Raw genomic sequence first — 14,205 nt, 5'->3', positions numbered from 1 at the left:
GCCCGACAAAAAACCGGGGTGCGCAGGAGGCTTGTGGGAGGAAGGATTTTTTTGTCTTGATTTTTTGGTACTTTTTCATCAAGGAAAAAGTACAATATAAACAGGATAAAATACCATAAACAGCCTTTAACTCACCATCATCAATTAAACAATGAGAAGTTTATATTCCCATATAATGTAAAAAAACTATCGTCATCCCTATTTCTGCATTTTTTAAAAAAGCAAATTTTCGCTGTGATAGCAATGCCCAGCCTCGGTATAATAAGTAACAAATAACGAATTGATATTTAAATGTTATCGAAATAATCCCCCTTACCCCTTCAAAAGGGGGATTTTGGTTGCGATCGATTTGGAAATCCGGGCTTAACTTTTCCAAAGTTCTAAACTTTGGGAAAGTTTGGGGTTACATTTATTTCTCATCACCCTATCTTCTAATATAAAAATAAATTATATATATTTTGCTATTTTGCATAAAATCATCCTTTAGGTAAATGGAAAAGTTTTGGGAACACCTTTCACACGAATTTGCCTTGCCGCTGGCAAACCCTATTCTGGTATTTTCTTTAATCCTGTTTATCATACTTCTGTCTCCCATACTTTTAAGGCGATTTAATGTCCCGGGAATTATTGGTTTAATTCTGGCTGGCGTATTGGTGGGGCCCTTTGGACTGAATTTGCTGGAAAAAAATTCGGCCATTGAATTATTTTCTACTATCGGGCTACTCTATATCATGTTTATTGCCGGAATAGAATTGGATCTCAAGGAATTCAAATCCAACCGAAATGGTAGCCTACTTTTTGGTTTATTTACGTTTGCTTTTCCTTTAGGAATAGGTTTTCCGGTATGTTATTATGTCCTCGGGTATGATTTTAATGCCAGTTTTCTTACTGCAAGTATGTTTGCTACACATACCATGGTTGCCTATCCTATTGTAAGTGCATTGGGGGTAGCCAAAAACAGAGCAGTAGCCATTACTGTTGGCGGCACCATCCTGACTGATACGGCTGTTTTGATCATATTGGCTGTTATCGTAGGAAAAAGCGAGGGAACCTTAGATTCGGGGTTTTGGATGAAACTGGGCATTTCTCTTGGTATTTTTTCTACCATTGTACTCGTCCTGATGCCAAAAATAGCCAAATGGTTTTTCAAAAAGTTGGAAAGCGAAAAGCACTCCCATTATATTTTTGTATTGTCCATGGTATTTTTAGCGGCATTTCTAGCAGAAATAGCCGGGGTAGAGCCGATTATTGGTGCTTTTTTGGCTGGATTGGGCTTAAATAAATTGATTCCTCATTCTTCTGCCTTAATGAACCGAATTGAATTTATTGGCAATTCCCTTTTTATTCCTTTCTTTTTAATTAGCGTGGGGATGCTGGTGGATATTTCGGTGATTTTTAGCGGCCCAATGGCATTGATCATCGCCGGAACTCTTTCCCTGGTCGCACTATTTGGTAAATGGGTTGCCGCCTGGTTTACCCAATGGATTTTGAAGTATAGCCCAAGCCAAAGGCAGTTGATTTTTGGTTTGAGCTCGGGTCATGCTGCTGCAACATTGGCTGTAATTTTGGTTGGATACAGGGCGGAAATTTTAGATGAAAACATATTAAATGGAACGATTGTTCTAATTCTAATTACCTGCCTCGTGTCTTCTTTGGTTACTGAGAGGGCTGCAAGAAAGCTAATAATTGCAACAGAGAATGATAATTCTGATTTACTGAAACTTCAAATTGAGAAGCAGGAAACCCTATTATTGCCCTTTGCCAATGTTGAGAATATTGAAAAACTCCTTGAATTCACCATTTTTATCAAAGACAAAAAATCGTTAAAGCCCATTTCAATTCTCTCTGTTGTTTCAAACAATGAAGAGGCGGAGAGTAACCTCCTAAAGGCAAGGAAAAAGCTTGAAGACTTTGTTACCCAGGCGGCGGCTTTCGATACGGAGGTAAATATCATCACTACTTTAGACCTTAATCCAGCAAGTGGTATTTCACGGGTATCCAGGGAAATAATGGCAGATACGATCGTTCTTGGATGGCCCAGAAAATCCGGATTGATCCAAAAGATTTTTGGTCAGAAAATGGATGCCATAGTGGCCAATACGGATAGAACTATATTTATTTGCCATTTGGAAAGCCCGCTACTCCTGCACCGGAGCATTTCTGTATTTGTTCCCGAATGGGCAGAAAGAGAATTTGGGTTTACCCAGTGGTTTATGAAATTGGCCAGGCTTGCCGAAGAATTGAGTGCAGAAATCGAGTTTTTTTCCACCGGATCTACCCTTGAGGCATTGGGATTTTTAAGCCAGTCCAATAAGGTAGGCGCAAGATTAACGAACCATACAATCACTAATTGGGAATATTTCAAAAACCAATCCCAATCATTGGGGGTGGATGAGTTGGTAGTCCTGATTGCTGCCAGAAAGGGATCCCCTTCCTACCACCCCATGATGGAAAATATTCCTGAAAAAATGGAGAGTCTGATTCCTGAAAATAACATCCTGATCATATACCCCAAAAAGTCGGAAACGGGACCGGATATGGAGAAGTTTGAGGGTTTAGCCACAGGCCATGATCCACTTGTAAATAAAGAACCAACAACCCATTGATTTTAAACCATTGATGGTCAATAGTACTTGATTTTTATTTAATAATAGGGTACAGGGTTTAAAAACGGATATACCCTAAAGGCTGGGATTTCACCAATGGACACTTTACAATGCCCCGATTTTCGCAGGGTTCAACTTTCGTTTTTGATCCAAAATTCCCTTGAATTAGTTTAAAAATCGCTGCGCAAAGCCTTCTTTATACGCCCTTCCCAAGGGTATTCTCTTTCCATTTTCCAGATAAATCTGGTTGCCGGTTACCTTATTGATTTTTGAGCTATTTACAATGAAAGATTTATGCACCCGAATAAAAAAATTTTCATCCAGGATTTCCAACCAATTTTTCAGCGGTTCAGCTGAAAGGTATTTCTTTTCCCACAGGATAATTTCACAATAATCCCCATCAGCCATCAAGTATAATATATCCTCAAATGCAATCCTTACATGGTCGTATCCTACTTTGATGAAACATTCTTTTTTTACATCATAAACGCTGGAATCCTGAGAATATTCCTGCAAGGGGACCTTGCCTACGGCTTTGACAAAACGTTGGAAGGAAAAAGGTTTCAACAGGTAATCCACCACATCCAACTCATAACTTTCAAGGGCATATTCCGGAAAAGCTGTGGTTAAAATCACCTTGGGTTTATAAGGTAAACTCTTCAACAGCTCAATTCCTGAAATTTTTGGCAGGTGTATATCCAGAAACAACAAATCAACTGGCTCCTGCTGCAAAAAGGCAAGGGCTTTTAAAGGATCATTAAAGGTGCCTGCGAGCGTACAGGAGCCCAACTCCTCCAGATACTTTTTTAAGATCCGTTGGGCAGGGGGCTGGTCTTCTACAATGATGCAATTCATCTGTTTATTATTTGTTTTTAAAATGTCATAACCTGTCCTGACTTTCGGGAGCATCTCGAATGCTTTACTATCATCCCACTGTGTGACATCCCTGTCATCCTCGATTTCAAGGCTTTCGAAGCTGTAGGGTTAAAGTGGCCCGGTATTCAGTATCCAACTGCTTAATGGTGAGTTTATGGCTGTCAGGGTACAATAAATTCAATCTTTTACGTACATTTTCAAGCCCAATACCCTTTGGGGTACTCTTTCTTTCTGGTCCCAAAATGTAATTATTATGGCAGCTAAACTTCAGCAACCCATTATTGTCCACTTCCAAATGAATCTTGATAACAATTTTTTCTGATTGCCCGGACTGACTGTGTTTAAAGGCATTCTCAATAAAGACCGTCAAAATCAGGGGGGCAATGTGAAAGCCGGGAGGAATATTCCCGGTCTGAAAGGATACCTCTCCCCTATCTTCTATCTGCAATTCGTATAACTGGCTGAAATTTCGGAGGTGTTCGATTTCCTTTGACAAAGGCACGGATGCTTCCCTGCATTCGTACAACATGTACCTCAGTACAGCACTCAATTCCAGAATAATTTCCGGGGTCTTGGGAGAGCCTTCAACTGAATAGGCATACAGGTTATTCAGGTTATTGAATAAAAAATGTGGATTGATCTGCGATTTTAAAAAAGCGAGTTCACTTTCCCTGACCATAGCTTTTAATTCATCCAACTGCCGCTGCTTGAGCAAGGCATCCCAGGCAAATTTAAACCCGGAAAGAATGGCCAGAATGGGCAACACCTGGCCCAAACTGAAAATTACACCCGGAAAATTGGTGCCTCTGGAATCCGGAAAAAACCAGCGCTCCAATACGGATTCTTCTATCAAAATAACCAATGCAACCAATAAAACAGTTGCAAAAGTAAACTGAAGGTATTTTTTGGGATAAAAATACCTGGGCAGAAATACATAGCTGATCAACAAGTTCGCCCAGGTGTAATTCAGGAAAAACAGAAAGTGATAGAATTCAAAGGTATACAATACATCCGGGTGATGCCTGTCAATGGTATAAAAACTAAATACCAAAGCATGGAGAATACATTGGAATAAAAATTCTCCTTTTGCCGGATGATGCTGTAAAAAGGTACTGCGCATGGGGTAAAGTTACACATACATTGTAAAATTCCAGTTGCTATCGGGTGAACAACCTATTTAGCCGGTTAAACGACAATAAAGAATTGGATTGCTGTTTGACCGATTATACCCGTCGTTTACCGATTCTTTTTTCAAATTGGTGATTTTCTGATCAGCTTTACATCATCAAGTAACAATTATTGGGTCATGAAAAAAATACTTTCCGTCATTTTATGTATAGGACTGGGTCTGGGCATACTACAGGCACAAAATATTGAAATCAGTGGCAGGGTGGTGGAAGCCAATAGCCAGGCTCCCATCGAATTTGCTACCGTTAAACTTTTGGATGCTGAAACCGGGCAAATGCTGGCCGGAACCACTTCCGAAGCGGATGGAAGCCTGCTATTGATAAGCCAGGATGCCACCTTCACACTTGAAATCAGCTTTATCGGTTTCCTGACACAAAAAATAAGTGATTACGAATTGGTAAACAACCGCCTGGATCTGGGTACTATTCTTCTTTCAGAGGACAGCGAATTAATGGATGAGGTGATCATCCGGGGAGAAAGGTCTACCACAGAATTTCAATTGGATAAAAGGGTTTTTAATGTGGGACAAGACCTGAGCAGTACTGGTGCCAGTGCCCTGGAAGTATTGAACAATGTCCCTTCTGTTACAGTGAATATCGAAGGACAGATCCAACTGCGGGGAACCGGTGGTGTACAAATCCTGATCAATGGCAAGCCATCTGTACTCGCAAGTGATGGTGGAAATGCCCTGGGAACCATCACGGCCGATATGATAGACCGGGTAGAAGTGATTACCAATCCCTCTGCAAAATACGATGCGGAAGGTACTTCCGGAATCATCAATATCGTCATCAAAAAAGAAGAGAAAAAAGGGGTAAATGGTTCTCTTACGCTCAATACAGGTGTTCCCAATAACCATAGCCTGGGTTTTAGCCTGAATAAGCGAACCGAAAAATTCAATCTTTTCAGCCAATTGGGTGTGGGTCACCGTACCTTTCCGGAAACATTTGAAAGCATCAACAGCAATTTCAACGATCAATCCTATATCCGAAATGTAGGAGATGGAGAAAAGAATGAAACTTTTTTTAATTTGATATTGGGTACAGATTACCATATCAACGAAAGAAAAGTGCTTTCGCTTACCGGTAATTTTGCCTACGAATTGGAAACCGAATATTCTATCGGAAATTTCACCTCGGAAAACAGGTCTTCAGGCCCGGTAGCTGGCTGGACAAGGAAAGAGGCAACAGAAGCCACCAACCCCAAATGGCAATACGAGCTTCAATACAAGAGTGATTTTTCTGATAAAGACGACCACTACCTGCTCATTAGTGCTTTGGGAAGTTCTTTTGCCAAGGACCAAATGTCAACTTTTAACAACCTGCCCTCGTTTGGGGAAACAGCCCTGCAGGACCGGCAGCAGACGGATACGGATTTTGGCCAGGCAGAATATACCTTCAAGGCCGATTATACCCAACCACTGACAGAGGAGATCACCTTTGAAACGGGAGGGCAGTACCTGATCACGGATGTCAATAATGATTTTGCGATCCGGACTCTGGAAAATGGAGTATGGCAGGATATTCCCGAAAGGACCAATACTTTTTTCTATACCCAAAAGGTTTTGGGAATCTACAGCACCGCTGCCTATGAAGGTGAAAAGTATGGGCTAAAACTAGGATTAAGGGTAGAAAATACCGATTTAAAAACGCTGCTGGAGCAAACCGATCAGGATAACCAGCAAAATTTCACAAACCTGTTCCCTACCCTGCACAGCTCCTACAAGCTGGCTGATAATTTCTCTCTTCAAGGAGGCTACTCCAGAAGGATCTCCAGACCACGCTTGTTTGACCTGAATCCATTTTACAATATCCGGAACAATTTCAGCATCCGAACCGGTAATCCCGACCTGCTGCCAGAACTGACAGATAGTTATGAAATTACCGGAATTCTGGACCTGGAGTTGTTTTCTTTAAGCAGTTCCGTGTATCACCGCTACATCACCCAGACAGTGGAAAACGTAACTACCTTTGAGGACAATGTTGCCATCACCATGCCCATGAATATTGGCACCAATAAAGCAACCGGAATCGAATTGAATGGAAAATACACACCCAATGACTGGTTGTCATTGAATGGTGACTTCAATTACAACTATTTCAACCGGGAAGGTACCTTCGAGGCCAGTCCTTTTGATTTCACCGCAGACCAATGGTCAGCCCGCCTTACATCCAAGTTTAACCTGCCGGCAGATTTCACCCTCGAACTGATCGGGAATTACCAATCCAAATACCAGACTTTTCAGCGAACCATCAGTGGCTATGCCCTTGCGGATATCGGGCTGCGAAAGAAAATTATGAAAGGCAAGACGATTTTGAATCTTAGCGTAAGGGATGCTTTTGCTTCCCGTGTTTTCGAAAACCGGACCGTCCAGAATAATTTTAGTCAGTACGACTACAGGTTGAGGGGGCGTTTCATCACTTTTGGCATCAGTTATGGCTTTGGCAAAGGGGAGGCAATGGAGTTCAGTGGACAAAAACGATTCTAGCATTAAAGAATTTTACCAGAAATCCACCACAAAGTATTTTAAAGTTAGCTTTCCATTATTAATTCTATAAAAAAATCAAGCCCCCCGGATTTCGAAAAACCGGAGGGGCTAAAATCTTTGAAAAATTCCCGACTTTCTAGGGATATATTCCGTGATGGTCATTTTCAATTAAATTTCCTTTATCCAGGTCAGGCATTATTTCTGATTCAGATAGGCGTTGAAAACAGAACCTTTTGCCCATTCGCTTTCCACTTCAATTTTCCCTCCGGATTCTTCAAGTAATTTCTTTACCAGAAATAGGCCTATGCCCAGACTTTCACCCGGATAGCTTTCATCATGAAGGGTCCCGAATTTTGTAAAAAGCTTATCCATATTTTCCTTGCGAATGCCCGTACCATTATCCAATACGGCAATGACCACAAATTCACCCTGCCGGAATGAACTCACATGAATGGTAGGAATTCTATCGGCTGATTTGTATTTAATGGCATTGGAAATAAGGTTGAATAAAATACTCCTTAAATTCTTTCTGGGGAAATGCACCTGTGTAATCTGCAAAGCTTTCGTCAAAACCGCGCCGGATTCCATGATTTGACCATTTATACTCTCAATTACTTCATTAAGTACTGTTTTAATATTCACTATTCCATTCTTTTCCGGTTCATTTTCATTTTTCTTAATTAAAATAAGCTCATTTAATGAGGTTTTAAATTTACTTATTGACCTCAGGACCGGTTTGGAAAGCGAATCAATTTCTTCAAGGTCTTTGGCTTCGATCATCAGGTTGACTAGCGATACAATGTTGTTTAGGGGACCTTTTAAATCATGAGAAGCATGGTAAATGATGGATTTATACTCCCTGTTTATTTGCTGTAAACCACTTAATTCCTCCAATAATCGCTGGTTTTCAAGAACCAGCCTTTCCATATCTGTCTTTTTGGCTTTAATGCCATTGGTCTTGTTGCCCAGTGTGCTGAAATTTTCAATTTTCATAAGCCGTTAAAGTTTGTTTTCAATATAAAGTTCGGAAGGTTTAAGGTAGTACAAATTGATACCAATATATTATATGATTTTGAATCTGTTTTATATAAATCCCACAATAATCCTATCCGACAGGAATGATTATATTTTCTTGGGTAGTTATCAAAGTGAATGATTAGAAAGCAGCTGATTAAATATTTATTACAGCCAGTAAGATATGTAAAGAAAAATTAAATAATGGAAGCCATTTGTTCGAGGAGAATTAAATATTTGAGATATAAATACAGCTCTTTCAGGTAAATTTATGTTAACGATTCCTGCTTTTTCGAAGTACAAATTACAATGAAATTGGACCCAAAAATGAGAAAGCAGATTCCTGAACCAAAATTAGCAACTAGCTAAAATATGCAGTATATTGATGATAAGATGTCCCTGCCCCAAATTCATATCAAGTTTATGGTAAGCCTCCGCTGTAAAATGATGGTAAAGGAGGAGCTGAAAAAACTGAAAATCAGGTTCGCAAATATACAATTGGGAGAGGTGGAATTGTTTGAACCACTCACAGTCGATCAACACGATCAATTGCAAAAAAACCTGCGGAAATCAGGTTTGGAACTACTGGATGATAAAAAAACCATATTGATCAACAAGATAAAAAGTCTGATCGTGGAGATGGTTCATTATACAGATGAGGTACCAAAAGTCAATTATTCCGATTATATCAGCGAAAAAGTCGGTTATGATTACACCTATTTGTCCAATATTTTTTCGGAGGTAACGGGAATCACCATACAGCAATACATCATCATCCATAAAATCGAAAGGGTAAAGGAACTTTTGCTCTATGATGAGCTCAATTTATCTCAAATTGCCAACCTTTTAAATTACAGCAGCGTGGCCCACCTTTCCAACCAATTCAAAAAAATAACAGGACTTACCCCCTCTTATTTTAAAGCCATGAAAAGGAGGAGAGAAATCAACCTGGATGATCTATAATTTATATAACTAAATACCAATAAGCTATAATACTTTATCTATCGAATTGATGTACATTTAGATTTGCTTAAATCAACTAATAATGACAGATATAAATAATGATGGTATCATCAGGGAAGACAGGGAATTGGAAAAATCCAAAGCTCATGTTATCGTGCAAATCATTGAGTACCTTCCGAGTTCGATTGTAAGCAAAACAATCCTGAAAAAAATAACCGGAAATGTGACGGTTTCTTCACTGGATGCCGGAGAAGAAATAGAAGAAAAATCATCGCCTTTCGATACCTATGTGCAAATCATAGATGGTGCAGCTGAGATTTTGATCGATAAAAAAATTTACAAGCTTGCTCTGGGAGAGGGCATCATCATCCCGGCACATTCCTTCCATCATTTTAATGCCAATGAACAGTTCAAAATGCTCTCTACGGTAATCAAATCAGGATATGAGGATTTGGTTTAAGCCTCAATTCGAGCCGCAAAGCTGGAGGATTCCTTTTTGGTGAAAAAGATTGCGGCTTCAGGTAAGTTTCATTTCCAGCCTCCTCCCAAAGCCCTGTAAAGATTGGCCAAAGCCTCCATCTGTGCATTTTTGGCATTGATTAATCCAATTTCAGAATTCAGTGCATTTTCCCTTGCGGTAATAACCTCCAGGTAATTTCCTATGCCATTGTCAAGCAATTCCTCTGAATAGTCAATGGCCACGGAATAAGCTTCAAATTCCTGCTGGATAATGCCCATCTTTTCGCGGGAAGCCTGATAAGCATACAAGGCATCTGAAACTTCTTTTTCTGCATTTAACAGGGATTGTCGGAAATTCAGGTAAGCCTGTTCCTGCTGAGAAAGGGCGACTTCATACTGGGTTTTTAACGCCCGGCCATTGAATATAGGTTGGCTAAGGCCGGCAATTACATTGGCAAAAACGGAGTTCAGACTGAACAGCTGGTCCAATTCCAGGCTTTGGAGTCCGCTGGTAGCCGAAAGGGTGAGAGACGGATACAAATTGCTTTTGGCAACATTGCTCATTTCAAAAGCATTTACCAGATTCCATTCTGCGGCCATCACATCAGGCCTGTTGCGCAATAATTGAACAGGAAAGCCAATGGATATGGTTTCTTGAAAACCCTGATCTGTCCATTTATTCCTTTCAATATCCTTGGGATCAAGGCCCAAAAGTACCGATAGCGTATTTTCAGTAAGTTTGATGTCCCTGTTTATATCCACCCTCAATGCCCTGGCCGTATGCAGTTGTGCTTCAGTCTGTTTCACACCTACTTCCGTCACAATCCCTGAAACCTTCAATGCCTTGGTGGTTTCCAGGGCCTGCTCACGGTTTGTAATGGTAGAATTGGTCACTTCGAGCTGTTCATCCAGGGCCTGAAGCCGAAAATACAGGCTAGCGATATCATTGATCAACTGCGTCTTCACTGCTTGATGGGCTGCCACTGATTGAAGGTATTCCGCTTCAAAAGCCCTTCTTTGGCTACGGATTTTCCCCCAAATGTCAGCTTCCCAGGATAAGCCAGCGGAAACCTCATATTGGGTGATCCCGCCATCAAAAAAAGACCCAAACTGCGAATTTCGGGACAATTCCTGGTGGTTTAGCTGCGCATTGGCATTGACAGTCGGCAATTGACCTAACTTTCCCTGCCTGAAATATGCCTGAGCAGCCAGAATCTGTTGCAGGGCGATGCGCACATCGATATTGTATTGCAGACCAGTTTCTATATGGGTGACCAGCTTTGGGTCAGTAAAGATTTCTCTCCAGGAATATTCAGCCATACTCAGGCTATCTGCAGGCAAAAGGTCCGTTCTGAAATAGGCTTCATCGACAAGCTCCTTCGATTGTTGGTAATCTTTTGCGACGAAGCAAGATGGCAGCATCAGGAATACTAAAGGAAGGTAAAGAAAATTTTTATATGACATGAATATTAGGCATTTACGGGATCTTCAATTTCTTTTTTGGAAGAGATTTTTTCCTGAAGCCATTGAAACAAAATATAAAGCAAGGGAATAACAAAGACTCCAATAAGAGTGCCTACCAACAGCCCCCCAACAGCACCTGTTCCGATAGAGCGGTTTCCGGCAGCTCCAATTCCTCCGGCAAAAACCAGGGGCAAGAGTCCTATAATAAAAGCAAAGGAGGTCATCAATATCGGCCTTAACCTTACCCTGGCGCCTTCAAAGGCCGCTTCTGTGATTGTCAACCCAGCTGCCCTCCGCTGCATGGCAAATTCCACAATCAGAATGGCGTTTTTGGCCAGCAAACCCAAAAGCATAACCAGGGCAATCTGGAAATAAATATTGGCTTCCAATCCGGCAAAATAGGTAGTAAGGTAAGCACCCATCACCCCAACAGGGAGGGAAAACAAGACCGCTAATGGGATCAGGTAACTTTCATATTGGGCTGCAAGGATAAAATATACGAAAAGTACACTGAGCAAAATGATCAGGACTGTCTGGTTGCTTGCATCGATTTCCTCCCGGGTCAATCCGGAATAATCCACCATAAAATTATTGGGCAGGGAAGTGGCATTGACTTCCTGAACAGCTTTGATGGCATCTCCGGAGGAATAACCCGGGGCTGCCGAACCGTTGATCGAAACAGAATTGAACAGGTTAAAGCGCGTAACTGCCTGTGGTCCGTAGGACCTGTTCAACTCAATAAATTCCGTAATCGGAGCCATTTCCCCATTGGCGTTTCTTACAAACAGGGAGTTCAGGTCTTTTTTTTCAGCCCTGTCCTCCGGCAAAGCCTGAATGTATACCCTGTATTGTTTGCCAAATCTGGAGAAATCCGCAGCATATTGGCTTCCGATATATCCCTGTAGGGTACCCAAAACATGGCTCACATTGATCCCCGCTTCTTTTATCTTAGGAATATTCAATTCCAGTTCATACTGGGGATAACTTGTGCTGAAAGCACTTTGGGCAAACTGGATTTCCGGCCTTTCCATCAAACTGGCCATGTAGGCATTGGCCTGTTCGTCCAAATCCTCAAAACTTCCTCCTGTCTGGTCGAGAAATTTGAGTTCAAATCCTGAAGAAACCCCAAAACCGGGAATACTGGGCGGTGAGAAAAACAGGATTTCCGCTCCTGGAATTTTTGCTGCTACACCAAACATCTTGGCAATAATAGCCCCTGAAGACAAAGAATCTTCCTCCCTTTTCTCCCAGGGATCGAGCTTGATTATACCCAATCCAAAATTACTTCCTGCACCTGAGATCAGGCTGAAGCCATTGACCATTGAGCCGCCCATTACTCCCGGGATTTGATCCAACCCTTCCATGAGCTCATCAGTAGTGGATACGGTCCTGTCCAGGGAAGCACCTTCAGGCAATTCTATATTGGCAAATATCATTCCCCGGTCCTCATCGGGGACAAATCCGGTTGGTGTATTTTGGGCAGCCCAGAATATGGCAGCTATTGCACCTAAAATCACCAGCCCTGTAATCCACTTATGTCTGAAAAGGAATTTCAGGGAGCGGACATATTTGGTGGTGGTCACCTCAAAGGCCTGGTTAAATCCATTGAAAAACCTCTTGAGAAAACTCATCTTCCTATCAGGTTTTTGCTGATGAGGTTTGAGGAAAATGGCACAGAGGGCCGGACTTAAAGTCAGTGCGTTGATGGCAGAAATACCAATGGCCACAATCAAAGTTACCCCAAACTGTTCGTAGAAAACGCCGGTGGGCCCGGTTATAAAGGTAACCGGAATAAAAACCGCTCCCATGACCAGGGTAATGGAAATGATTGCACCGGTAATTTCTTCCATGGCTTTGTGAGTAGCTTTGCGGGCACTTTTAGCGCCTTCCTCCATTTTGGCATGTACCGCCTCTACCACCACGATCGCATCATCCACCACGATACCTATGGCTAAAACGAGTGCGAAAAGCGTCAGAAGGTTGATGGAATACCCGAACAAATTGAGGAAAAAGAAGGTGCCTATAATGGAAACCGGCACAGAAATGGCCGGAATAAGCGTGGATCTGAAATGCTGAAGGAATATAAATACAACCAGGAAAACCAGCAAAAATGCCTCTACCAGGGTAATCACTACTTTTGCAATGGAGGCATTTAGAAAATCATTGGTATCGAAATTGATAAATAGAGAAAGACCTGATGGAAAACGTGGTTCCATTTCACTTAGGGAGGCCTTGACGTTATTGATGATTTCCTGGGCATTGGATCCGGGCGTTTGGTACACGGCCATACTTACACCCGGATTACCATTGGTGAAGGACATGACAGAATAGGCTTCCGCATCCATTTCGATTTTTGCTACATCACTTAAGCGGAGAAACTGTCCATTTCCCAGGGCCTTAATGACAATGTCTTCGTACTGACTTTCATTTTTATAACGGCCACCGTATTTGATCACATATTCAAAGGATTCGGCATTGTTTTGTCCCAGGGAGCCGGCGGCTGCTTCCAGGCTTTGTTCATTTATAGCAGCAGTGACATCTGCAGGCATTAAATCATAAGCAGCCAGTTTTTCAGGCTGTAGCCATATACGCATGGCATAATTCTTGGCACCAAAAACGGTCACATCCCCTACCCCTTCAATCCTTTTAAGCGCTGGTATCACATTGATGTTTAAGTAATTTTGGATGAAAGTAGCGTCATATTCGGGATTATCCGAAACCAAGGTGAAAAACATCAGGGAACTGGTTTGCTGTTTTTGGGTGATGACCCCGGCTTGTACTACTTCCCTGGGCAATAGTGGATTGGCTCTGGCCACCCTGTTCTGCACATTCACGGCTGCTATATCGGGATCCACACCCTGGTTAAAAAATACCTGAATATTGGCTGTACCGTCATTGCTGGCGGTAGAGGTGATATAATCCATATCTTCTACGCCATTGACTTGCTCTTCTATGGGAATGATCACACTTTCCAATACTGTCTCGGCATTGGCTCCCGGAAAGTTTGTCCTGATGCTTACGGTAGGTGGGGCAATATCCGGATATTGACTAACCGGCAAAGCCAAAAGCCCCAGCACACCCAATATCACAATCAAAATGGATACTACAGTAGAAAGGACCGGTTTATCAATAAATTGCTTTAACATA

At 41.7% G+C, this 14,205-nt stretch carries 9 protein-coding genes; 4 read left to right on the top strand and 5 right to left on the bottom strand.

Annotation, left to right across the window (positions count from 1 at the left end; genetic code table 11):
* Positions 1-491: 491 nt before the first annotated feature.
* Positions 492-2,606, top strand: a complete 2,115-nt coding sequence (locus G9Q97_RS12320) for a cation:proton antiporter (protein ID WP_166147238.1) — start codon at positions 492-494, stop codon at positions 2,604-2,606.
* A 165-nt stretch (positions 2,607-2,771) separates the two neighbouring features.
* Here G9Q97_RS12320 and G9Q97_RS12315 read toward each other — a convergent pair whose 3' ends face one another.
* Positions 2,772-3,461: a LytR/AlgR family response regulator transcription factor gene (locus G9Q97_RS12315; RefSeq protein WP_166147236.1), complete on the bottom strand. Its 690-nt coding sequence runs from the start codon at positions 3,459-3,461 to the stop codon at positions 2,772-2,774.
* Between the two features lie 106 nt (positions 3,462-3,567).
* Complete coding sequence (locus G9Q97_RS12310) at positions 3,568-4,602, bottom strand: sensor histidine kinase (protein ID WP_166147234.1); 1,035 nt, start codon at positions 4,600-4,602, stop codon at positions 3,568-3,570.
* A gap of 186 nt (positions 4,603-4,788) precedes the next feature.
* On the opposite strand from G9Q97_RS12310, the gene G9Q97_RS12305 reads away from it, so the two are divergent.
* Positions 4,789-7,158 carry an outer membrane beta-barrel family protein gene (locus G9Q97_RS12305; RefSeq protein WP_166147232.1) on the top strand — a complete coding sequence of 790 codons (2,370 nt, stop codon included), beginning with the start codon at positions 4,789-4,791 and terminating at the stop codon, positions 7,156-7,158.
* A gap of 195 nt (positions 7,159-7,353) precedes the next feature.
* On the opposite strand, the gene G9Q97_RS12300 is transcribed toward G9Q97_RS12305, so the two are convergent.
* Complete coding sequence (locus G9Q97_RS12300; RefSeq protein WP_166147230.1) at positions 7,354-8,151, bottom strand: sensor histidine kinase; 798 nt, start codon at positions 8,149-8,151, stop codon at positions 7,354-7,356.
* 393 nt (positions 8,152-8,544) lie between these two features.
* On the opposite strand from G9Q97_RS12300, the gene G9Q97_RS12295 reads away from it, so the two are divergent.
* Both G9Q97_RS12295 and G9Q97_RS12290 read left to right on the top strand, forming a co-directional pair.
* Entirely contained in the window at positions 8,545-9,135 is a 591-nt protein-coding gene (locus G9Q97_RS12295; RefSeq protein WP_246255631.1) for a helix-turn-helix domain-containing protein, read from the top strand.
* Between the two features lie 82 nt (positions 9,136-9,217).
* A complete protein-coding gene (locus tag G9Q97_RS12290) occupies positions 9,218-9,595 on the top strand; it encodes a cupin domain-containing protein (RefSeq protein WP_166147228.1) in 378 nt (125 codons plus the stop codon).
* 68 nt (positions 9,596-9,663) lie between these two features.
* Here the strand turns inward: G9Q97_RS12290 and G9Q97_RS12285 are convergent, their stop codons facing one another.
* Positions 9,664-11,058, bottom strand: coding sequence for an efflux transporter outer membrane subunit (locus tag G9Q97_RS12285; protein WP_166147226.1), 1,395 nt, complete (start codon positions 11,056-11,058; stop codon positions 9,664-9,666).
* Positions 11,059-11,063: 5 nt separating this feature from the next.
* On the bottom strand, positions 11,064-14,204 hold the full coding sequence (locus G9Q97_RS12280; protein ID WP_166147224.1) for an efflux RND transporter permease subunit: 3,141 nt from the start codon (positions 14,202-14,204) through the stop codon (positions 11,064-11,066).
* Position 14,205: the final 1 nt, after the last annotated feature.

Source organism: Cyclobacterium plantarum (assembly GCF_011290685.1).
Taxonomy (GTDB): Bacteria; Bacteroidota; Bacteroidia; order Cytophagales; family Cyclobacteriaceae; genus Cyclobacterium; species Cyclobacterium plantarum.
Note: the sequence above shows the minus strand (reverse complement) of the source record. Positions and strands in the feature narration are given on the sequence as shown.